Source organism: Wolbachia endosymbiont of Rhagoletis cerasi, assembly GCF_018454475.1.
In the GTDB taxonomy this organism is placed as follows: Bacteria; Pseudomonadota; Alphaproteobacteria; order Rickettsiales; family Anaplasmataceae; genus Wolbachia; species Wolbachia pipientis.
This window is the reverse complement of sequence record NZ_JADCNC010000007.1, coordinates 1-22,418: the sequence shown is the minus strand read 5'-3', so window position 1 is coordinate 22,418 and position 22,418 is coordinate 1. Positions and strand designations below refer to the sequence as shown.

Annotated in this window: 23 protein-coding genes and 1 pseudogene; 21 read left to right on the top strand and 3 right to left on the bottom strand. The window is 35.4% G+C overall.

Annotation, left to right across the window (positions count from 1 at the left end):
- Positions 1-20: 20 nt before the first annotated feature.
- The 15 genes from INQ25_RS02200 (at position 21) to INQ25_RS02130 (ending at position 9,985) form a co-directional block, all read left to right on the top strand.
- Positions 21-389, top strand: coding sequence for a head decoration protein (locus INQ25_RS02200; protein WP_213862972.1), 369 nt, complete (start codon positions 21-23; stop codon positions 387-389).
- A 51-nt stretch (positions 390-440) separates the two neighbouring features.
- Positions 441-1,442 (top strand): major capsid protein, encoded by a 1,002-nt coding sequence (locus tag INQ25_RS02195; protein ID WP_213862971.1) that lies wholly within the window; start codon positions 441-443, stop codon positions 1,440-1,442.
- An 82-nt stretch (positions 1,443-1,524) separates the two neighbouring features.
- Positions 1,525-1,830, top strand: a complete 306-nt coding sequence (locus tag INQ25_RS02190) for a head-tail joining protein (RefSeq protein WP_213862970.1) — start codon at positions 1,525-1,527, stop codon at positions 1,828-1,830.
- Entirely contained in the window at positions 1,831-2,331 is a 501-nt protein-coding gene (locus tag INQ25_RS02185; RefSeq protein WP_213862969.1) for a phage tail protein, read from the top strand. It abuts the gene before it with no gap.
- Positions 2,331-2,804 (top strand): hypothetical protein, encoded by a 474-nt coding sequence (locus tag INQ25_RS02180; RefSeq protein ID WP_174515620.1) that lies wholly within the window; start codon positions 2,331-2,333, stop codon positions 2,802-2,804. The genes INQ25_RS02185 and INQ25_RS02180 overlap by 1 nt, the downstream gene beginning before the upstream one ends.
- Entirely contained in the window at positions 2,791-3,255 is a 465-nt protein-coding gene (locus INQ25_RS02175) for a phage baseplate assembly protein V (protein WP_213862968.1), read from the top strand. Before INQ25_RS02180 ends, INQ25_RS02175 begins: the two co-directional genes overlap by 14 nt.
- A 3-nt stretch (positions 3,256-3,258) precedes the next feature.
- Complete coding sequence (locus INQ25_RS02170; RefSeq protein WP_213862967.1) at positions 3,259-3,513, top strand: PAAR domain-containing protein; 255 nt, start codon at positions 3,259-3,261, stop codon at positions 3,511-3,513.
- A gap of 2 nt (positions 3,514-3,515) precedes the next feature.
- Complete coding sequence (locus INQ25_RS02165; protein WP_213862966.1) at positions 3,516-3,851, top strand: GPW/gp25 family protein; 336 nt, start codon at positions 3,516-3,518, stop codon at positions 3,849-3,851.
- Positions 3,852-3,853: 2 nt separating this feature from the next.
- Complete coding sequence (locus tag INQ25_RS02160) at positions 3,854-4,654, top strand: baseplate assembly protein (RefSeq protein ID WP_213862965.1); 801 nt, start codon at positions 3,854-3,856, stop codon at positions 4,652-4,654.
- On the top strand, positions 4,654-5,814 hold the full coding sequence (locus tag INQ25_RS02155; RefSeq protein ID WP_213862964.1) for a phage tail protein: 1,161 nt from the start codon (positions 4,654-4,656) through the stop codon (positions 5,812-5,814). The genes INQ25_RS02160 and INQ25_RS02155 overlap by 1 nt, the downstream gene beginning before the upstream one ends.
- Before the next feature lie 173 nt (positions 5,815-5,987).
- Complete coding sequence (locus INQ25_RS02150) at positions 5,988-6,590, top strand: ankyrin repeat domain-containing protein (protein WP_213862963.1); 603 nt, start codon at positions 5,988-5,990, stop codon at positions 6,588-6,590.
- Positions 6,591-6,852: 262 nt separating this feature from the next.
- Positions 6,853-7,434 carry an ankyrin repeat domain-containing protein gene (locus INQ25_RS02145; RefSeq protein WP_213862962.1) on the top strand — a complete coding sequence of 194 codons (582 nt, stop codon included), beginning with the start codon at positions 6,853-6,855 and terminating at the stop codon, positions 7,432-7,434.
- A 42-nt stretch (positions 7,435-7,476) separates the two neighbouring features.
- On the top strand, positions 7,477-7,908 hold the full coding sequence (locus INQ25_RS02140; protein WP_197907394.1) for a DUF2924 domain-containing protein: 432 nt from the start codon (positions 7,477-7,479) through the stop codon (positions 7,906-7,908).
- Positions 7,909-7,918: 10 nt separating this feature from the next.
- Positions 7,919-9,415 carry a recombinase family protein gene (locus tag INQ25_RS02135; protein ID WP_213862961.1) on the top strand — a complete coding sequence of 499 codons (1,497 nt, stop codon included), beginning with the start codon at positions 7,919-7,921 and terminating at the stop codon, positions 9,413-9,415.
- A gap of 21 nt (positions 9,416-9,436) precedes the next feature.
- Positions 9,437-9,985, top strand: coding sequence for a hypothetical protein (locus INQ25_RS02130; RefSeq protein ID WP_213862960.1), 549 nt, complete (start codon positions 9,437-9,439; stop codon positions 9,983-9,985).
- 237 nt (positions 9,986-10,222) lie between these two features.
- Here the strand turns inward: INQ25_RS02130 and INQ25_RS02125 are convergent, their stop codons facing one another.
- Both INQ25_RS02125 and INQ25_RS02120 read right to left on the bottom strand, forming a co-directional pair.
- Entirely contained in the window at positions 10,223-10,363 is a 141-nt protein-coding gene (locus tag INQ25_RS02125; protein WP_213862959.1) for a hypothetical protein, read from the bottom strand.
- A gap of 61 nt (positions 10,364-10,424) precedes the next feature.
- Positions 10,425-12,908 (bottom strand): ankyrin repeat domain-containing protein, encoded by a 2,484-nt coding sequence (locus INQ25_RS02120; protein WP_213862958.1) that lies wholly within the window; start codon positions 12,906-12,908, stop codon positions 10,425-10,427.
- Positions 12,909-13,520: 612 nt separating this feature from the next.
- Here INQ25_RS02120 and INQ25_RS02115 point away from each other — a divergent pair.
- From INQ25_RS02115 to INQ25_RS02090, 6 genes and pseudogenes are all read left to right on the top strand, one after another.
- On the top strand, positions 13,521-15,491 hold the full coding sequence (locus tag INQ25_RS02115) for a hypothetical protein (protein ID WP_213862957.1): 1,971 nt from the start codon (positions 13,521-13,523) through the stop codon (positions 15,489-15,491).
- A gap of 240 nt (positions 15,492-15,731) precedes the next feature.
- Positions 15,732-16,046, top strand: a complete 315-nt coding sequence (locus INQ25_RS02110) for an ankyrin repeat domain-containing protein (protein WP_213862956.1) — start codon at positions 15,732-15,734, stop codon at positions 16,044-16,046.
- Between the two features lie 52 nt (positions 16,047-16,098).
- Entirely contained in the window at positions 16,099-18,306 is a 2,208-nt protein-coding gene (locus INQ25_RS02105; RefSeq protein WP_213862955.1) for an ankyrin repeat domain-containing protein, read from the top strand.
- A gap of 195 nt (positions 18,307-18,501) precedes the next feature.
- Positions 18,502-18,721, top strand: a pseudogene (locus tag INQ25_RS02100) (transposase); the annotation flags it as partial.
- Between the two features lie 405 nt (positions 18,722-19,126).
- Positions 19,127-20,062 (top strand): ankyrin repeat domain-containing protein, encoded by a 936-nt coding sequence (locus INQ25_RS06710; RefSeq protein ID WP_343231078.1) that lies wholly within the window; start codon positions 19,127-19,129, stop codon positions 20,060-20,062.
- On the top strand, positions 19,990-20,829 hold the full coding sequence (locus tag INQ25_RS02090) for a hypothetical protein (protein WP_343231079.1): 840 nt from the start codon (positions 19,990-19,992) through the stop codon (positions 20,827-20,829). Before INQ25_RS06710 ends, INQ25_RS02090 begins: the two co-directional genes overlap by 73 nt.
- On the opposite strand, the gene INQ25_RS02085 is transcribed toward INQ25_RS02090, so the two are convergent.
- Positions 20,818-21,729 carry an Rpn family recombination-promoting nuclease/putative transposase gene (locus INQ25_RS02085; protein ID WP_015589128.1) on the bottom strand — a complete coding sequence of 304 codons (912 nt, stop codon included), beginning with the start codon at positions 21,727-21,729 and terminating at the stop codon, positions 20,818-20,820. The two genes, INQ25_RS02090 and INQ25_RS02085, sit on opposite strands and share 12 nt — an antisense overlap.
- Positions 21,730-22,418: the final 689 nt, after the last annotated feature.

Sequence of the window (22,418 nt, the reverse complement as noted above, 5' to 3'; positions counted from 1 at the left end):
CAATCATAGGAGAAACATTTATGAGTTGTATAACTGAACAAAATAACCTTGGTGACCTATTAAAGTATGAGGCATCAAACCTATATTCAAGAGACCAAATAACAGTAGCAAAGGGGCAAAACCTTAAACTTGGTGCGGTTGTTGGTCGTGATAAAGATGATCTAATTAAAATTATAAACTTAGCGGCTACAGATGGCACGCAAACAGCAATAGGTGTGATAACAAGCGATGTAAACGCAACGGAAACCACCAAAGCAGTAATCATTACTCGTATAGCAATGCTAGCTGATCATGCGGTTGTGTGGCCAACAAATATCACTGAAGAGCAAAAAGCTGCAGCAATCAAGCAACTTGAAGCACGGGGCATCATCATTCGTAAGGGAGTTTAAAACTGCTCAACTGAAGAGCAAAACCAACTTAAAACACTATAGGGGAAAAACATGCAAAATCCATTTACAAATCCAGCATTTAGTATGACGGAATTAACTAAAGCAATAAACATATTGCCGATAAATTATGGTCGAACAGAAAGCTTAAATTTATTTCCAAGTAGATCGGTAAGATTTCGACATATTACGATAGAAGAGCAAAACGGAGTATTGAGTTTATTACCAACGCAAGTTCCGGGAGCACCAGCAACAGTGGGAAAACGTGGAAAACGAAAAGTAAGAACATTCACAATTCCGCATATTCCCCATGATGACGTAGTGTTACCTGAGGAAGTGCAAGGGATAAGGGCATTTGGGTCAGAGAATGAACTGAAAGCGTTGGCTAACGTGGTAACAGATCATCTGGAATTGATGAGAAACAAGCACGCGATAACGTTAGAACATTTGCGGATGGGGGCGTTGAAGGGAATCATTCTTGATGCAGATGGGTCAGAGTTATTAAATCTGTATAACGAATTTGAAATTACGCCAAAAGTGGTAAATTTCGCATTGGGAACAGCAACGACAGATGTAAAAAGAAAATGTCTGGAAGTATTGCGCCATGTTGAGGACAACTTAAGTGGTGAATATATGACCGGAATTCATGCGCTGGTAAGTCCTGAGTTTTTCGATGCTTTAACTTCCCACGCTAAAGTAAAAGAAGCATACGAGAGATGGCAAGAAGGAGCAGCATTAAGGAATGACATGAGATCAGGATTTACGTTCTGTGGAATAACATTTGAGGAGTACAGAGGGCAAGCAACCGACCCTGAAGGAAATGTGAGAAGGTTTATAGAAAAAGACACAGGACACTGTTTTCCACTTGGTACAGCAAGCACATTTACTACTTACTTTGCGCCAGCGGACTTTAATGAGACGGTGAATACCCTTGGTCAGCCATTGTATGCAAAACAAGAGCCAAGAAGATTTGATAGAGGGACTGACCTTCATACCCAATCAAACCCTCTACCAATGTGCCACCGCCCAGGTATACTTGTAAAACTTGCTGCATAACAGGTGAGGTAAACAGATTGTTTTTAATACCCCGAACAGGAAGCATTATATCAACTAAAGAATAAAAAGCAACTAAAAAATTATGTTTAGAGATATTAAAAGATTATTTGCAGATTGTTTTGCACATCTAGGAGAGCAAGCGTTGTATGAGTCAAAGGATAAGTCATATATGGTGCAAATATTAAAACAACAGCCAGATAAATTATACGAGATTGGTGAAGGACAATTTGTAGGGGAGATGTTGATTTTGGAGGTGAGTGTCTTTGATATATTGCAGCCAGTAGTAAGAGATACTTTTTCCATAGGTAGTTGTAGATACAGAGTACACACACCACCACTCAGGGATAATTCGGGAATGGTATGGAAAATACAAGCAGTGGGGGTATAGATGCGTATTAATATCGAAGTCACCGGTAGCATAATGCAAAGCATAGATGCAGAGAAAGCGAAAGTGGAAAAAGCGACGGTGAGGGCATTAAACAAAACAGCACTATGGGTAAGATCGCAAACTGTTAAACAAGTTAGCGAAGAAAAACAAATACCAAAAAAAGCAATGAGAAAAAAGTTAAGTGTGGATAAAGCAAATAGAAAGCGTTTATGGTCGATAGTAAAGCTCAGTTCGCAGTGGATAGGAGTAGCAAAACTTGGGAGTATAAAACAGACAAAGATAGGAGCAAAAGTAGGAAGCCGTACATATGAAGGAGCATTTATAGCAACAATGAAAAATGGTCATATAGGAATATTCAAAAGAAGGTATACCACGTCTTTGCCAATAGATGAAATTAAAATAAACACGCAAGCTCGGGAAACAATGAAAGAGTTAGTTGATAATGAAGTAGAAAGAGTATTTGAGAAGTATTTTGATCAGCAAATGAGTTATATGAAATAATGTTCTGGGGAAATTTACATCAGGCAATCTGTAATAAGCTCAGGGAAGAGATACCAGCAATACAGACATGTGAAGTGTATAGAACGGTACGTCGGGAAATAATAGCGCCAGCAGTGTTTGTAGAGCTTGCAAGTTTAGAACCAGGGAAAGATCCGGGAACAGAGGAATTAGCACTAAGAGCAAGATTTGAGGCAAGAGTGATAGTTGATGGAACAGTCGAGGATTCCTCGGTGGTTGTAAGGTCACTGGCAGCGGAAATTACAAGGGTAGTGAATAAGAATACTTGGGACGTGGAAAATGTTTCAGCAGGTGAATTTATATCAGCAGGAGGGGATGATTTTAGGCCAGAATTAGATGCATATCTAGTGTGGATGGTTGAATGGGTGCATGAAATCCATGTAGGCAAGTCAATATTTTCAGGCGGAGTTACGCCACATGTTATCGAAATAGGTAAAGCACATGTTAGACCATAATTTTGCGATTGCAGAGCTAAATAGGAAGTTAGCGAATATTATCCGTATTGGGCTTATTAAAGAAGTAGATTATGAAAAGGCAAGAGTAAGGGTCAAAGTAGGAGAATTTTTAACGGATTGGCTTCCGTGGATAACGGCAAGAGCAGGAGAAGATAGAAGTTGGTTTGCGCCGAATATTGATGAGCAAGTAATAGTATTATCGCCATTTGGGGAATTATCTTTGGGGGTAGTATTACCAGCAATATATCAGGAGAAATATCCGCCTCCAGAGAATAAAAAGGAAATAAATAGTGTAAAATTTCAAGATGGGACAAAGTTATCATATGACCAAGAAAAGCACCATCTTAAGATAGATGTAGTAGATAAAATAACGTTGAAAGTAGGAGAATCAAGCATAGAGATGACAAAAAAAGGAATAAAACTCAAAGCAAAAAGAATAGATCTAAACTAGCATATGGGTAAAGCAATCGTTTGTGTAGGGGATTATTGCAGTGGAATACCGGCACATGTTTGTATGAGTGGAAGTAGTGATGTTTTTAAGAAAGGGAGATCTGTGTGTCGAAAAGGAGATATCTTAACTCTAGGGGAGAAACTAACTCAGGGATCAAACAGCGTATTTGTTAATGATATTGGCATAACAAGAACCGGTGACTTGGCATCGTGTGGTTTTCATGTAATGAGTATTAGCAAAAATGTATTTGCGAGCTAAAAATGCGTGGGATGAGCAATAAAACGGGAAAAGAGCTTGAAGGAATAGAACATTTAAAGCAATCAATTATTGATATATTAACCACGCCGATAGGCAGCAGAATAATGAGGAGGGAGTATGGCTCAAGGTTATTTGAGTTAATTGATCGGCCAATAAATAGAGATTTTACGTTAGAAATTTATGCGGCAACAGCGAAAGCACTACAAAAGTGGGAAACAAGGTTCAAACTCGAAAAGGTAAAAATCACAGAAGTAAAAGAAGGGAAAGTCACAATTTCTTTGGATGGGATTTATCTACCAAATGGGAAAAATATTCATTTTGAAGGAATTGTAGTATAAAGATGGAGCAGCCAAATATTATCGAACCACTGAACTTTGAAGAGATTTTTTCTCGGATGAAGGAAGAATTAGTAAGTCGTGATGAAAGTTTTACGGCATTAGTAGAAAGTGACCCAGCGATGAAGGTATTAGAAGTAGCAGCCTGTAGAGAGCTTTTGCTGAGACAAAGAATAAATGAAGCGGTAAGAAGTAATTTACTGAAGTTTGCAGGAGGAGAAGACCTAGATAATTTAGCTGAGTTTTATGGTGTAGAAAGGGAAAAAGAAGAAGATGACGAACGATTTAGAAAAAGAATCAAGGCAAGAATAGTTGGCTCAAGCACTGGAGGAAGTAAAGAGCATTATAGGTTTCAAGCACTCTCAGCAGATAGAAGAGTAAAGGATGCGCTGGTTGAATCAAAAGTGCCAGGGAGTGTAGAGATCTCGATTTTATCCACGGAGTTATCCACAAATGGCATAGCATCTGAAGAACTACTGGATATTGTAGGAAAGCAAGTCACCAGGGATGATATAAGGGTATTAACAGATACGATAACAGTAGTTGGTTGCAATATTATTGAAATAAATATCCACAGCAGAATTAGTATTAAAAGACCAGATATTATTGAAACGGTGAAGAAGAAATTTACAGAAAAATTTGAAACAACGAAAAGATTAGGATGGAGTGTAACAAGATCGTGGATTATAGCTAATTTGTTCGTAGAAGGAGTAGAAAACGTGGAATTAATCGAGCCAAGAGAGGACGTTGTGGTACTGGGAAATGAGTGTGCTGCCTTAAGAAGTTTAAATGTTGAGTTGAATTAATGCTATTACCACCAAACGCAACAAAGCAAGAAAAAGCGCTGGTTGATGCAATCGATTACAAAGTAGATCCAAGCAGGATAAGAGGATTTAAGTTTAATCCTAAAGATGAAATATTGCCATGGATAGTAGAGGAATATGGTCTAGAAGAGATTCTGCATTGGGCAAAAGAGAAAAGAAGAGCGATAAAAGAAGGGGTAGAATTTCAGCGTTTAAGAGGAACACCAGCGTCACTGAAAATAGCATTAAAATGGGCAGATATAGAAGATATTACGATCATTGAGGAACCTCCAGGAAAACATTTTTTTGAATTACAGATAGGGATAAAAGATGTTCCGAACGACTTCTTCGTGGATGCAGTAGTAGAACTAGCAAAACTATCATTGCCAGCAAGATCGAGGCTAATGAGGCTTTTCAATGACCACTATAATATTGGAAGATTTATTTTAGATGAAAGCTTTTTTGGCAGCTTATTATCAGACTACTCTGGTACAAAGATCGAAAAAGATGGACCAGTGTTATCATTTGGTCGGAAGAACTCATTTGAGCTAAAAATCTTAAATCCAACTTTTAAGTTTGGTACTTTTCGAGTTCATTATGAGCAAGCATTAAGCAATGATATATATCGCCTAGATGTAGCAATCCTTGGAGAAACCGAGCCCCACATGAAGAATTACAGAGGCATCTATGAAAGAAATCATTTGTGGTATAACTTCAAAGCGCTATATCCGCTACCACAGAGCTTACTACCGGCAATTAAGTTTGCTAAAGCGCAGATAGTATTATCGGACAGTTGGAGTTTAGGAGAAATAAACGCATGTTTTCCGGTTACGAGTACAGAAGAAGAAGGGGATAAATTTTTATTGGGAAGTAGCAAACTATCTGAACAACTGTGGAATTTAAAATACAAGCCAATTTTAGAAAGGTTTAGCGTTACTCACCACTACAAGGTAGAAGATTTTACCAACCAAAAAGTTATAAGATTTGGTTTAGCAGAACACAATGTTCATTTTGAAAGCGATTTAAATTCAGAGCAAAAGGATTCAATACATGAACCGGAAAATTACATTTTAGTGTTTTACCCAGGTGTACTAACGTGGCACGAACATCGTCATTTGAACAGAAGTTGGGAAGAAAAACAGGTCATATGTTTAATGAGTTAAATATATATACTTATATCTTCATACACTACATTAACATTCGGTAAAAATGTGTGTTTTTTGAAAAAAAGAAGTTGCTTTTCCATGCCAAAACAGCTATAAATTAGGTAGGTGTAGGTAAACAAAAAAGATTTACCAAACGCTAGAAGTTAGGAAGTTTTATAGTGAGGTACATCATGTGGATTAGTCAAGAAGAAAGGGATGATTTTAATGAATTATTTCAAGAGTTGCTTGCAGGCAAATTGTCTAAAAAGCATATAAATAGAAAAAATGAAAACGGTGAAACAATGTTGCACCGAGCAGCAAAAATGTCGACGAGAAAAAAAGTAAACTGGCTGATATGGGAAGGAGCAGATGTAGATGCAAGAGATAACGAAGGTTATACACCACTGCACTCAGCAGCGCTTGGAATGCGTCTGGAAAACGTAAAAGAATTAATAGAAGCCAGAGCAGAGATAAACGCAACCGAAGAAGATGGAAATACGGCACTACATCTAGCATGTATGGTAGGTGGAAAAAAGATAGTAGAAGAGTTAATAAAAGCAGGGGCAGAAATAAACCGGGTAAGTATATCAGGATTTAGCCCAATGTATTACGCAAGTGATGAAGAGACAAGGGAGGTATTAAAGAAAAAAGGAGGAAAAATAGTGAATAAACAGAGGGAGTTAATGGAAAAAATAAGTAAGGTATCGGAAAAGCAGGTGGTAAATGGTGGAAAGAAGCTAAATGATGTGGAGGAAAGGGCTGTAGATGTTTGCAGACTTTTTGTGAGGAAATAAGAGGCTAAATATATGGAAAAAATAGAAGAGAAAAGCTGGCAACAGCAGGAGAGGAATTGCTATTATTTAACAGATTAAATATATAGATTTATATCTTAATATAATATGCTGAAAAAATGTGTATATTTTGTAAAAAAAAACTTGCTTTTTATGCCAAAACAGCCCTAAGTGAAAAAGTAGCTAGTAAACAAACAAGATTTGCTAAGCGCTAAAGTGAGCCAAATTGGAGCCACTTTATATTGTATTAATAGCTGAGGAACTTATGGTAAAATTTAGTAAGAAAGAAAGAGAAGAATTTAATAAGTCGTGGAAAGAAGTATTAGATAACCCAATAGAAAATATTAATAAAAAAGACACAAAAGGAAGGACGATATTACATTATGCAGTAGGGATGCTAGATCCAAAAAAAGTGAGGTTATTAATCGAAAAAGGAGCAGATTTAGATGCAGCAGATGCCGGGAAATATAGACCACTACACCTAGCAGTGATGGGGCAACGTCTAGAAAATATAAAAGAGCTGATAAAGGCGGGAGTAGAGGTAAACGTAGTGGAACGTAGTAGCAAATTTGCCGCGTTACACCTGGCATGCATGGTCAGTGAGGTAAAAATAGTAGAAGAACTAGTAAAAGCGGGAGCAAATGTAGAGCAAAAGGATAAATATGGCAAAACCCCAATGGATTATGCGAGAAATAATAAAGAGATAATAGAAGTGTTAGAGAACGTAAAAATGGCAAATAAACAGAGAGAGTTTATAGAAAGAATAAGGGTTGTATCGGAAAGTACGACAGCAGGTGTGATAGCGGCAAAGGAAGAGCTAGAAACTGTGGATGAGAAAGTGCTATAGCGTTTAAAAATTCAGAAGGGCTGTGTTTGAAAAGGTGATCATATGGAAAAAAAAGTAGAAAAAGAGGTAAAATGCTTAGAGAAAAAACCACTAGCAGAACTGAAAAAAATATGGAAGAAGGTATTTGAGGAAGAAGCACCTAGACACTCAAAGAAATACCTGATACCGAGGTTAGCATATAGGTTACAGGAGAAAGCGTATGGAGAAATATCAAGAAAAGGGGCAAAAAGACTAGAATATCTAGCAGATCGACTAGAGAAGGGAAAAAGAATAAGTAGTGACAAACTGCCAGTAGAGGGAACAGAGTTAATATTAGAGAGAGGAGAAGAAGTCCACGTTGTAATGGTAACAAATACAGGTTTGATCTACCGAGAAGAGTTTTATACGTCATTATCAGCGGTAGCCGGAAAAATAATGGGAATGAGCTACAACGGTCCTTTATTATTTGGGATGCGTGATAAAAAGGTAAGTTGAGGGGGAGAAAATGCTAAAAGAGGTAAGGTGTGCGATATATACGAGAAAATCAAATGAAGACGGGCTAGAGCAGAAGTTTAATAGTCTTGATGCACAGCGAGTAGCATGTGAAAAATATATAAAAAGCCGAGAAGGGTGGGTAGCATTAGCCAAAAGGTATGATGATGGAGGCTATTCAGGAAAAAATTTAGAAAGACCAGCGATAAAGGGATTGTTTGAAGATGTAAAAGCCGGAGAAGTGGACTGTGTGGTAGTGTATACGCTAGATAGGTTATCAAGAGAAACAAAGGACTGCATAGAAGTAACGTCATTTTTTAGAAGGCACCGGATAAGTTTTGTAGCAGTGACGCAAATATTTGATAACAACACACCAATGGGAAAATTTGTGCAAACAGTGTTATCAGGAGCAGCGCAACTAGAAAGAGAAATGATAGTAGAGAGAGTAAAAAATAAAATAGCAACATCGAAGGAAGAGGGTCTATGGATGGGAGGGAATGTGCCGCTAGGGTATGACGTAAAAGATAAAGAATTAATAATAAATGAAAAAGAAGCAAAAGTAATAAAGCATATATTTGAGAGGTATATGGAGCTGAAGTCAATGGCAGAATTGGCAAGGGAGTTAAATAAAGAAGGATATCGAACGAAAGCAAAATCAGATATCTTTAAAAAGGCCACAGTGAGGAGAATAATAACAAATCCGATATATATGGGAAAAATACGGCATTATGAGAAGCAGTATAAAGGAAAGCATGAGGCAATAATAGAAAAAGAAAAATGGCAAAAGGCACAGGAATTAATAAAGAATCAGCCATATCGAGGCAAAAAATATGAAGAGGCGCTACTAAAGGGGATGATAAGATGCAGATGCTGCAAAGTAAACATGACGCTGACATACTCAAAAAAAGAAAATAAAAGGTACCGATATTACGTGTGCAATAATCATTTGAGGGGAAAGGATTGTGAATCAGGAAACCGAAATGTAATAGCCGGAGAAGTAGAAAAAGAAGTAATGAAAAGAGCCGAACGCCTATATGAAAGTTTGGAAGAAAAAGTGGAAGAATGGGAAAATTTAAGTTTTGGAAAACAGAAAGAAATGGTGAAAAAGTTAATAAAGGGAGTAATGGTAAAAGAAGATGGAATAGAGGTACATTCTGAGTCAGAGAAGACATTTATAGCAATGAATTTGAAGAAGAAAGGAAACAAATGCACAGTAGTGGAACCAGAAGGAAAAACAAACAATGCGCTACTGAAAGCAGTGGTAAGAGCCCATCTGTGGAAACGGCAACTAGAGGAAGGAAAATATAGAAGTGTGAAGGAGCTGAGCGTTAAAATTAATATAGGTACAAGACGTATACAACAAATTTTAAGATTAAATTATTTAGCTCCAAAAATTAAGGAAGACATAGTAAATGGGAGGCAGCCAAGTAGTTTGAGGTTGGTTGATTTGAGAGAAATACCGATGCTGTGGAGTGAGCAATTGGAGAAATTTTATGATCTTAATTTATAAAAACAATAGGAGAAAAACATTATGAGAACACCGAAAAAAATATGGAAAGATATTGCTGAAAAGCTTAGAAATAAAAAAGGTACCACTACCGCAAAAGGAGCTGATATGGAGATGCCGGCAGATGTTGAGGAAGTTAAAGTTGAAATAAAAAAGCAAACCAATACAGTTGATAAAGCTACAGAAACTGACACTAAATTATGTAATATAAATAGTGAAGATCTTCAACCTATATGTGAAAGTAGCGAAAAAGCGCAAATAGAAACTACTGTAGAGCCAACCTCCGAACCGTGTTTTGATAGTAGATCTGGCAATGATGTAGACGAAAAAAACAAACAGTTAACGCAACAAAGGCAAGCAATCATAATTGGTAGTGTTGTTGGTGCAATATTATTGGCAAGCAGTGCTGCATTGTATATCATGAAAATGCCTGTAGTAGCAGTGGTTGTGGGAATAGCTGGATTGGTGTGTCTGAGCTTTGCGTTGCATAATGTGCTGAAACCAAGTACGAAAATCGAAAAAGTAGAGGACACAGAACAACCAATTGTTGAGTCTCCTCTGAATCCAACGTAAAAGGGTATATTCAAAAAATCATAATCGTCAAAACGGGATAATTTATTTAGAAAAATCCTTAGATCATTAATTAAAGATTACCTTTCTCCACACTTCCGCCATTTCTCCTTAACTTGAGCTTATGGAGCTTTTTACCTTATTTATTAAGAATTTAATGAACTATCGAGAATAACAATAAAGAGCACACCTAACATTATATAAACGAATACCATAATAAAAGCCCCTTAGCTAACCACATTAAAACCATTGCCCTTCTCTGGCTTTTTTGATTGTTTCGTTTACTTCTGCCTTGTTACAATACATAGTACGAATAAAAACTAATGCAAGCATAATTTTTCTAACTTTCGTATTTTTTACTCCCACAAACTTCACTGACATTGACCTCTGAGCCTGCTATGCTTCTGCTTGTTAATTAGCTATGCCTGCCAGATTAACGACATTACGGTCTGCTGATTACTTCAATATCACTATCGTCAGAATGTAAAGAGCTTAGTAACTGGCCATGCGATATTTGCTGCACTTCACTTAACTCACTGCTTGGCTGATCATTAAACTGAGCTCCCATTTCTCCTGCCATGTTTTGGTTTTCTAAGACTTCTTCACTAATCTCGCTATTACCTAAGTTAAGATAAGCAAAATCATTAGCCAAGGATGCTGCACCATTGTTATCATCAATAGTTTGGATTGCTGCTTTTCTCAAGTTTTTTATATCTTTATTACTTAAATATTCAGCGATCTTCAAATTGAATGGACACTCTTCCCGTATAAAACCATCAAAATGTGTAGTAACCATCTCGCCTACATCTAAAGCATCCCGTCTCTGCTTTCCTATTTTGAATTGACCTTCTATTTTATCGGCATAAATAGGAAATTTACTTTTATAGTTACCCTCTTCTTCTAATACTTTTTTCACATCTTCATTTATATGAGATGCTAATTTATTGTTCTTGCTTATTAGAATATCGTAAAATGTTATAACTTTATCAATCTTCTCTTCTTTCATTCTTTTTACTTCATCTAGGCATCTATCCCAATAAGTAGAAAATGCACTCGTCAAGTAATCTGGTTTTTGTGTGCTAAAATCTTGTATTAATGTTTTCTGGATTCGAACTTCAATTACACCTTCATGACCAATTATAGCAGCCAAACGTAAAGGAGTCATTTCCTCATTATCTTTTGCATTAATCTCTGCACCTCCGTCTATTAGAGCATTTGCTACCCTTATGCTAGCAGCATAATGTAAAGGAGTCCTTTCCCATCTATCTGTTGCATTAATCTCTGCACCTCTGTCTATTAGAGCATTTACTACCCTTATGCTAGCAGCATAATGTAAAGGAGTCCTTTCCCATCTATCTGTTGCATTAATCTCTGCACCTCCGTCTATTAGAGCATTTACTACCCTTATGCTAGCAGCATAATGTAAAGGAGTCCTTTCCTTATTATCTTTTGCATTAATAACTGCACCTCTGTCTATTAGAGCATTTATTGCATCTGTATTGCCATTTATAACAGCCCAATGTAAGGGAGTCATTCCCTCAATATCTTTTGCATTGACATTTGCTTTTTCTTTTATTAGAACTTCTACTACCTTTGTACAACCAACTTTAACAGCCCAATGTAAGGGAGTCATTCCCTCAATATCTTTTGCATTGACATTTGCTTTTTCTTTTATTAGAACTTCTACTACCTTTGTACGACCAACTTTAACAGCCCAATGTAAGGGAGTCATTTCCTCACTATCTTTTTCATCAATATCTGCACCTCCGTTTATTAGAGCTTTTACTACCCCTATGCTAGCAGCATAATGTAAAGGAGTCTTTCCATGTTTATCTTTTTTATCAATACCTGCTTTTTCTTTTATTAGAGCTCTTACTGCACTTGTACGACCAGTTAGAGCAGCCCAATGTAAAGGAGTCATTTCCTCATTATCTTTTGCATTGACATTTGCTTTTTCTTTTATTAGAACTTCTACTACCTTTGTACGACCAACTTTAACAGCCCAATGTAAAGGAGTCATTCCCTCACTATCTTTTTCATCAATATTTGCACCTCCGTTTATTAGAGCTTTTACTACTTTAATGTTTAATCGTTTGTTTAGGAGAAACTCTATAATATTTTTGTATACTTTAATATGCATAGGTTTGTCACTTCTGGTTTCTCTAGCATGAATATCATTCCCGTATATTAGAGCATTTACTACCTTTGTATAACTTTTGGTAGCAGCCAAATGTAAAGGAGTCCATCCCTGTTCATCTTTTGCATTAATATTTTCTCCTCCTTTTATTAGAGCATTTATTTTACCTATATTGCCATTTTTAACAGCCCAATGTAAAGAAGTCCATCCCTGTCTATTTCTTGGTACGTTAACTAAGTCCTTTACATCGTTACTAATATTGTTACCATCTGAGTTAAGTAAAGTAAGATCTAAAGGCTTATCGTTAGCTAAGACCTCTACTAAGGCATTTGGACCTTGGCCACCAATATTTTTACCATCTAAGTTAAGTAAAGTAAGATTTGAAAGATTACCGTCAGCTAAGGCCTTTGCACCTCTGTCATCAATTTTGTTAAACTGTAAGTCAAGTGAAGTAAGATTTAAAAGATTACCGTCAGCTAAGGCCTCTGCACCTCTGTTACCAATATTGTTACCACTTAAGTTAAGTAAAGTAAGATTTGAAAGATTACCGTCAGCTAAGGCCTCTGCACCTCTGTCACCAATTTTGTTATCACTTAAGTTAAGTGAAGTAAGATTTGAAAGATTACCGTCAGCTAAGGCCTCTGCACCTTCGTCATCAATATTGCAATGCCGTAAAGAAAGCTTTGTAATGTATGTGTTACTCCGTAAAAAGCTTACCAATTCGCTTGTATTTATTGTGGTGTGAGATAATGCTAAAGCGTCATCTTTGACATACTGATTAAAATCCATTTTACCCTCTATATTAATGCTACCATGTAACATACAAGCATTACATAATAAATATACCTATACTAGCGCCATCATAAGATATTCAAACTATAAGTCAACCACTTTTTTAAAAAATATTTTCAATAAAAATGTAAGCCTATTAGCACCACAAAAAATCTAATTATTGACTTTTTCAAAAAACATAAAGATAGTACGTACGTTTGTGAGAACAATTTAAACAAAAGCGGCGTTGTGAAAATAGAAGCTTGAAATTTTTGCAACAAAGCTAAGCGAATTAGTTCATATGTAAATAAGACAAAAATAGGCTAAAATGGCTGGTTTTGCAATATAGTAAAATTATTATAAAGAAAAGTTCACACGTGTCATTTGGTAGTCCAATCCATCCCAAAACAAACTCTTCTCACGACCCTTGGTTTTGAGTGCTGGAAATGGTTGTGTTATTTGAGTTAGTGGTAATTAATGTTAAAGAGTGAAAATTAGTTTATTTGGAAATAAAAGGAAAATTCATTGCAATTCTATATTTAAAATAGAATAAAGCTCTTTTTGCATCATGTATTAATAAAAAAATATATTTTTTTGCGTATCCTTTCGTTTTAATTAATATGAAGTGATATGACACCTAATGTAGAGTTTAAAGATAATCACGGCACATCAATATCAAATTTGGAAAATGTTAAAATTATAACCTTGAGCGATGAGAAAGGTAATAAGTATACTTTAGATGCAAGCAATGGTAGTCTGGAATTAAAATATAAACAAAATGGTCAAGATGAAATAAGCCATAAAGTAGAAGGTTTAGCGGCAGCTTTTAAAAGTCTACTTGATATGAAAAGTACTAACAATGATGAACATACAGTACTTGAAGAGAAGTTAGCAGAAAAGTCCATAGTGGAGGCGATATTTTATGCAAAAGATTTTGATAAGGGTGATAGAATCTCTAACTTGATACTAGAGAGTACATTTTCTAGGCGAGATGTTCTGCCTGCTTACCTAGATAAAAAGGCTGATGTTAAAAATGTATATACTAAGGAAGAAGTAGATGAAGGATTAAATAAAAAGGTTGATGTTGAAAATGTATATACTAAGAAAGAAGTAGATGAAGGATTAAATAAAAAGGTTGATGTTGAAAATGTATATACTAAGGAAGAAGTAGATGAAGGATTAAATAAAAAGGTTGATGTTGAAAATGTATATACTAAGGAAGATACAGATAGAGGATTTATTTCTCGTGACAGTGATGGAATCAAGAGATTAGCAAGTGAATTATTTTATAAACATGAACCCGATGCAACTTCAATTTTAGTTAATACATTAGGGAAGCTTCTTGATGAAAAATATGAAATATATGGTGATAATAAAACAGCAAAAGATTTTTTGGCAGAAAAGGGTAATTTTGCTAAAGCTGATGGCTCTAATATAAAAATTTTAGAATTCACGAAAAAAATACTTGATGCAACAGAGGATATAGGAGATGGGAAAAAGAAATCAATTTTAGTGGAGAAATTAGGCAGATTTCTTGATCAAACTGCTGATAACGAAAATGCTTATGATGGTAAGATAGCAAAAGCTTTTTTAGGAGACAAGGGGGTGCAGGGATCAAAAGGTGCAGATGGTCCTCAAGGTCCGGCAGGTAGAGATGGAAAAAGCCCATCAATTGAGGAAGTCGCTGTACAGCTACTTACTGATGAAAATAAAGATATATTGGGAAAAACAGTACTTGATATAACTGATAGCACTGGTCAAAATCTTGCTACTCATGTTGCTAATAAAATAAATCTTAATTCGCAGGATTTTATAAATAAAGCTGATCCAATAAAACTCGCTGAGTTGCTTTTTAATAAAAGTAACTTAGATCAACTTGCAGCCAAAAAGATTGCCGAAGATAAAGTTAGCTCGTATAAGATTTCTGAACTAGTATTTAACGATGCTAAGAATGCACTAGCAGAGAATTATCAGTGGGATCAAAAGAGCTTTATTGAAGATATAATAAAAAATGTCGGCACTTCTAGGTTAGCTGAGTTGTTATTTAATGCTGGCAGTATAGAGAAAGGTGAAGCAAAAAGAATTACTGAAGGGAAGGTTAGCCCTGAAAAATTAGCTGAATATTTGTTTAATGCAAGTGGCTTAGGCGATAATATAGATGAGTCGAAGACGTTAGTCAATAACGTAACTCAGCACCTTTTGAATACCAAGGTAGATGAAATAGGGAAAGCGGTTGTGAAGGATAATGAAAATAGAGAGATCTTAGCAGGTAGTCGTATTTTGCAGGAAGGAGTGGCAGAAAAATTAATTAGTAGCAACACAAATAAATTGGGACAAGCTATTCTGAATGTGAAAAACAAATTTGGTAATGACGCAAAACCTGTGCTGGAAACTCATCTTGCCAATAACAGCAGCTTTCAGGAAGCTGTGGCAGGAAATCAAGATTTAAGGACTGCAGTAACAGCTAATTTTGGGAGCAATAGAGATTTTTGCAATATTGTAACAAGAGATCTTAGTAGAGATGAAGAAAGTCTGTTAATTGATAGGCTGCCTTTTTATGAAATTCCAGATGATCCAAATGCTCCGCTTTCTTGGAATTAGTAATGTAATTTTTGCTAGACCAACCGATTCCAAGAAAAATTGTTCTCACGCTTGCTGGTTTTGGGTGCTGGAAATGGTTATATTGTTTAGGTTTTTAACAGTATATATTGCTAAATTAGTAGCAATATATTAAAGACTTTCATCAAAAATTATTCCATAAAAAATTTCTAAATAGGGGTTGATAAGTTTTAAAAATGGAGTATTGTACTGAGTAGGAAAATAGTTTTTTTTATATAGTTTATGAAAGATCAAACGAGCCTTACAACGGATTTTACGCATGCTATAGAAAATGACGACTTTAAACGGTTGGAGGAATATATTGATCAACATATTGATAAATATAATGTTAATCGTGAACTTTTAGATAAGTTGCCTTTGCTGTCCTGGGCTGCCTGTAAAAATAGTGTAAATGTAGCTCAACTTCTTCTTAGTATTGGTGCTGATATTGACATTAGATGTGACCAAAATTGGACACCTCTACACTATGCTGTTAGTGCAGGTCAATACGATATGGTTAGATTTCTTGTTGATCAAGGTGCCAGCATTTTAGCTTAAGACACCTTTACGCATAGTAAATGAGCTTGGTAACACAGAAGTAGCAAACTTTTTGAGAGCAAAGCTAGATAAATATTTATTTTCTGCTATAGAAAGAAAAGATATTAGAAAGGTTAGTGATTTTCTTGATGGAGGTGCTAATATTGAGGCTAAAGGTATAAACAATCAAACGCCTTTGTGTGTAGCTTCTTGTAAGGGTAATTTGTATGTCCTTAAACTTCTTCTCAGTAGAAATGCTAAGGTTAACGTTCAAGATGATAGTAGAAAAACACCTTTACATTATGCTGCTAGGGAAGGTCATTCAGATGTAGCTGAACTTCTTCTTGGCCGTGGTACTATGATTGATGCTGAAGACTGTTTTGGTATGGCTCCTCTACACTATGCTGCTTACCACAATAGAAAAAATATGGTTAGCTTTCTTATAAAACAAGATGCCAAAATTGAGGCCGTGGATAAAGAAGCTAAAACACCTTTACATTATGCTGCTGGGAAAGGTCATTTAGATGTAGCTGAACTTCTTCTTGACCGTGGTGCTATAATTGATGCTGAAGACCGTTTTGGTATGACTCCTCTACACTATGCTGCTTGCTACAATAGAGAGGATGTGGTTAGCTTTCTTATAAGCCGAGATGCTAAAGTTGAGGCCATGGATGAAGAAGATAAAACACCTTTGCATTATGCTGCTGGGGAAGGTCATTTAGATGCAGCTAAACTTCTTCTTGACCATGATTCTATAATTAATGCTAAAGACCGTTTGGGTATAGCTCCTCTACACTATGCTGCTTACTACAATAGAGAGGGTATGGTTAGCTTTCTTATAAGCCAAGGTGCTAAAGTTGAGGCCATGGATGAAAAAGCTAGAACACCTTTACATTATGCTGCTAGGGAAGGTCATTTAGATGTAGCTAAACTTCTTCTTGAATGTGATGCTATAATTGATGCTAAGGACTGTTATGATCGGGATCCTTTATATTATGCTGATTCGTATAATAAATTAGATGTAGTTAGACTGCTTGAAGGTAGGAATGGTGTGAACACTTGTAACCCTCTTACTAATTTTTTAAATGCATGTATCCATTCCCCTATTGCTCGTTACTTCGGAAGTGTTTGCGTAGAAGGAGCGCCAATTTTATACAGAAGGCAACGTGCCTCTGCAATTGATCACAATGCTTTGGAAGGTAGTTTACGACTCTTCAGTATCTGTAAAGGAGGAAGAGAAGGTATAGATAAAACACGTTTCAATAAAGAGATTAGTTATCTACATGAAAATGCTTATTTGTATGATGTTTTACTGTTACAAGATGAGGAAAATCAAAACACACTTTTGCATGTGGTTATTAAAGAAAATCAGGTTGATCTTGTAAAAGAACTTTTGTGTATTCTTAAGGAGCCATATCGTTCGAATAAGGTGTATGAGTGCAAGTATTTTGAAGGTAAGCAAGAAAATGAAAAGCCGCTTTCTAAAGTTATTAATTCTAAGGATAAAGACGGAAAAGATGCAATTACTCTGGCTATTGAAGGTAATGACCCAGAATGTATTTCGGCTCTTTTCAAGTATTTAACTTATGAAAATATTAACAGAAGGAAAGATGTTAAAAGCGATTACACACCTCTACATGAAGCTGTGCGTTCTAGAAGTAGTAACGCAATTAGTGCGCTTCTAAAATCAGAGCATGTAAACGTTGAGCTCATAGATGGAAGATCTTATAGAGCATGGAAATATGTTAATAATGAAGAAACAAAACAATTGTTTATTAGGTACTATAGTGATAAAATTGATGATTTGCGTAAAGAATTAGCACATTGCAATGAAAAATTAGCGCAAGTCGAGTATTTCCTGTGCAGAACAAAACTTGCTTTTGTATGCTCTGCAGCTTTTGGCTCTTGTCTTAATATGTATAAAAATTTTCATGATGCAAGAAGTGGAGATATGCCAGGTGTTACCATTCATCCTCTCTTGTTGTTATTTTCTAGTGCTACAGGTCTAATAGTGTTGTGTAATCATTTTATCGATTTAACACTTTCAAAGTATAAAGAAGAAAGTGTTAGCTTGCAAAAAAAATTGGACAGTTTTAGAGAAGCAAGAGATAAGTTGGAAAATAAATTACTTCATTTTCAAGAAGGTACATCTCAGGGTATTAGGACGAATTCAATTTCTACGCAACTATCTGATTATGATGACGTACCTGGAACATTAGAATCACCTACCTCTATAAAGAGCTTTGAAAGCTCAGCAAAGGTATGTTCAGAACCTGTCTAAGGGATTAAGTAGCCTAATTTAGTAAGTACATAGAAGTAATCATATTAAAGAAGATATTGGTTTTTGAAGTAAGAGGAGAAAGCTCACAATCTTTGCTCATGTGTCTAAATTGGAGAACCAAGAGAAAGTTTGTTCCACAATAGAGATGTTCAAAAAAGTGTGTCAAATCAAAAAGAAAGTAATAAATTGATATAAAAAGGTGAAATAGAAAACCACTTATTGGCTGAAAGTGAAGAAAATAATAGAAAAAATGGGAGAAATGCAAAGGCTTTACGTACAAGTGCAGATTCATTTGAACTTTTAACACCAAGAGATAGAGAAGGAACCCCAAATAGTCAAAAAAAGGCAAATAAATTTACATCCAGGGCTTGAAACGAAGATTTTAAGCACATTTGCAAGACCAATCGATTTCCAAAAAAATCTTCTCATGCTAGCTGGTTTTTATTGCTGAAAGTGGTTGTATTATTTAGGTTCTTAGTAATATTTAATATTAAATTAATAGTAATTCATTAAAAATTTTCATCAAAAATTATTTCAAAAAAATTTTAAATTAGGGGTTGACAAGTTTTAAAAGTGGAGTACTATTCCTGAAATACATTAGATTACTAATTTTTTATGGTATGTAAGTGTGTGATGGCTAAGGTAATTTTACTTTTGTGAGCGGGCTATGTTATGTGAGGGCATTCCAGAATTCTTGTTTGAGGGAAGATGGTCCTTTCTGTGTTGCTTGAGGAAAGAAAAAAGCTCAGGGTAAGAGTGGCTTGTTATAGTGTGATTGCTTAGTTAAGTTAGGTAAGTTTTTATAAATGTGGAGGGACAAATGACTTTAAACAATGATGATTTATTAGTTAGTGCTGCAGGAGCAGGACGCCTTAGTGACGTTAGAGAACTTCTTGAGAAAGGGGCTAATATTGAAGCTAGAGATAGTGATGGTTACACATCTTTGCATAGGGCTGCTGAAGGAGGTCATTTAGAGATAATTAGATTTCTTATAGATAAGGGGGCTAACATTGGAGCTAAAAATAAGGATGGTGGAAAACCTTTAGATGTAGCAAATGACCTTGGTAAAACAGAAGTAGTAAACTTTTTAGGACAAAAGCAAAGTGAGTATGATAGACTTTTATTTGCTGCTGTAGAAAGTGGGAATGTTATTGAAGTTACAAATCTTCTCAATATTGGAGCTAGTATTGAAGTTAAAGGTGTAGAAAATGCGGAGTTTAGGTTAGCCCGTTATGTAAAAAGAATTATGGAGATGAGTAATTACCATAATGTTCATTCGGAAAAAAAATCTGAGCTTGAAAGGATAAAAGGAGAATTACCAGAGTCAGTAAAGAATGCAGTATTTTCATCGGAGGTATGTATTAAAAGTGTTTACTATAGTAATGAGTATTTATATCCTGCTAGTGATTATCTTAGCCATGATAGGGATAGAAGGAGAGTATTTACTTGGAGGCCAGGGGGCAAAGATAGTTCATGTCAATGGAAATTTGAACCTGAAGGTAACAACATATATATAAAAAGCACTTATTTTAATGAGTATTTATATCCTGCTAGTGATTATCTTAGCCATGATAGGGATAGAAGGAGAGTATTTACTTGGAGGCCAGGGGCAAAGATAGTCCATGTCAATGGAAAATTGAGGATTGTGGATCTACTCGCAAGAAGCGTGATGTACAATATAGTATTACAAAAGAAGCTAAGTGTGATCTATCTTATGATAATGCATCAGACAATTCATCGCAAAGTGACGAAATAGGCTATAACAAAATAGGAGCTACAAGCGGAGCAAGTAAGCCGTCTTCATGGATAGATGCTGTTAAAGGTGTTTTTCAGTTTATCTCTTCCCCTTTAAGGGCTGCGTTGCCTTCATTTTCAGAAAATAGCTCTAGCCGTTCTGGTACAGCAGGAAGTAGCTCCAATTATTCTGATACAGTAAGAAACCCAAATATCCAATATACTAGCCAATTTAGTCGTGAAGTTTGTGCGAGTAATAATGCTAGCTTGATGTTTTTCTTGTTACAAGCTTTTCTAGATAAAAAGTGTCCTCTTCCTAAGTTTTCTGATGTTAATCCTGTAAAGGCTCTTTTTTACACATCGGATATTATAAAGTCGTTCAAGGAAGTATTAGAGAAGCAAGCTGAATCGAAAGGTGGTATAAAAATGCACCGCTTAGATATTAATTTTGAGAAATTATTTGAGAAGATTAATGAAAAAATTAGGAGTGGTGAATTTAATGAAATTTCAGGGATTTTAAAATCATACGCAGAGGAAGCATTGCCTGGTAGAGAACCCGGAGATCCCGGTAGATTAAGTCCGAAAAAGTTTGATAAGTTTATGGCTGAATTTAATAGAAGAATAGACCCAGTAATAAATCAATTAATGCAACAAATGTTAAGCAGATTAGAAGTGAGTGACGTAAAAGAACAACAAATAAGCTTGGAGCCTAAAAGTTATCTAAATAATACTTCTGTTCAATGTCATTTAACTCAAGCTAGAGGTCAAGGTAAAGTATTAATTCCTTAATTTTTGAATTTCATCTATCGAAAGGCCGGTAATTTGAGCGATAACATCAATAGAGACACCGGCCTTAAGTGAGTTCTTTGCCACTTCGATTTTCTCTGCTTTTCTGCCTTTTTCATGTCCGATTTGGATGCCTTCTTCTTTACCTTCTTCTCTACCTTTTTCAGTAGCATCATCAAGTTTTTGAGCGAGGACAGCCTGTTCATCAAGAATACGTTTTATTTCCTGTTCATAGGCAATAAATTCTTTTTCTGACCAGTTGAATCTATTTAGCTCTTCATAGGCCTTTTTAATTATTACATCACTACCTATTATTTTTTCCAGCTCTTCTTCACTAGTCTCATCTGCATATCGAAAAAAATAAACCCATTTTTCAACTATATTTTCCAACTGATCTTCCTTATTCTTTGGAAATTTTGGCAACTCAATAAATATAAAATAGAAATCTTTTAGATCATGCTCATTAGTGTCTTCATCTCGAATAGTATGCTTTGATTTGTACTCAGATTTATTAGGAAACAGTACACAATCTGCTATAGCAATGAAGATAATTTCCTTAAGGTTATGATACTGGTCACCTTTATCAGCTTGCCTTGAGTAAGCTTTAGCAGCATAGTATTGGGCACGTTTTTCAAAGCCTTTAGTTTTAGCGACCTGCATTTCGCAAATGTATTGAGCACCTGTAGAATCTCTACAGAGAACATCAACAATACTTTGCTTTTTAGCGGCGATATCGGGGTCTTGAATAGTACTTAAAAACTCTATATCCTTTATTTCATTTTTACCAGTAAAGCCAAGAATATCATTGAGGAAGTGAATAAGGATATCTCTATTTTTTTCAGTACCGAAGATACGCTTAAACGATACATCATTTTTGGGATCAAGAAACTTAGAAAAAGTCATAAGAAAGAACCTTAAAAAGCATTAATAATTATACACAATTCTGAAGAAATGTTCAAGTTTTTTATTTTTTTAAGTTTTGAATGCGTTGATGAAAAAAATGTCTCCCATAGATGGCTTTAGAATGCTACTACGCACCTTAGACGTCCTTTTGTACATCTTTTATTAACCCTTCTATAAAGCGCCTTAAAAGGCTGGCAAATGGATGCTATGAGTTTGGAGCTGTAGGAGACATCAAAGACACCCTTTTTGGTGTATAAAAATACGAATCTACGACAACATCGTTTAAAGAAATTAGCAGCTATTAATATCTTCTACCTTTTCATAAAAAAATAAACAAAAAAAAATTGAAAATTTGATTTGACTTCACCCAAAAGCTATGGCTTTATGCCAATACTGCTAAGAAAATAACAGTAAACATTTAAAAATAATTTATTATTAGTGAAGGGTATATTATATGAACAATAAGAATAAAAGTAAAGATCGTAAAAAAGAAATAGAGTTCCGAATTGACCTTACCCAGAAAAAGTGGAGAGAAAGAAAGGAGTTTTTTCAGGTAAAATAAAATTTTGGAGGATTAGAAATGGCAAGAGAATATACGGCAGAATTCAAATTGGAAGCTGTTAAGCTGGCAAATGAACAAAGAAAGGTAGGTCAACCAGTTGCAAAAGTAGCAAGAGGTAGAGGAATGT